At 44.4% G+C, this 549-nt stretch carries 1 pseudogene; it reads left to right on the plus strand.

What is annotated here, in order from left to right:
- A pseudogene (locus BHV72_RS02365) lies at positions 1 to 370 on the plus strand (sulfatase); the annotation flags it as partial.
- Positions 371 to 549 lie beyond the last annotated feature (179 nt).

Genomic DNA, 549 nt, shown 5'->3' on the forward strand with positions numbered 1-549 from the left:
CCAAGACAGTAATCCCTACATCGCTTCCGAAGCCGCCTATGCCGCAGCCTATCTGGGTAAAAGTCAAGAAAGCGTTGCCCGCCTAATTATTCCCACAGAAGAAAAATACAGAAAAATAGGGTACTCTTCACTAGAATGCTTATCTTTAGATCCTGATATGCGTGACTGTATCCGTCCTTTCCTGCCGGAACTGAGAGAAGCCGCAGAAACCCTGCCACGCCTTGAAAACGAAGATGCCGGACTCATGGCACGGGGGATTCTCGTGAACTTGGGCGAAATGGATATCCAAGACTTGCATGGTCCTGAAGCTTATAAAAAAGGTTTGAAACTTAACTACGGCCGTAGGGCAATGATACCCCTACCCAACTAAAAGAAGAAATTTATGCGTACTACAATCAAAATCGTAATTTTATTGTTTTTCATATGTACTTCCATGTCCGGAACTTCGTCTCCGGACATGGAAAAGTATATGCGCCAACATGCCTTGATATGGGAACAATTACCCATGCAATGGAATGAAGGTGCTTTTTTAGGTAATGGATTGGTCGG

This window comes from Bacteroides sp. 43_46, assembly GCF_001915455.1.
Taxonomy (GTDB): domain Bacteria; phylum Bacteroidota; class Bacteroidia; order Bacteroidales; family Bacteroidaceae; genus Bacteroides; species Bacteroides caccae.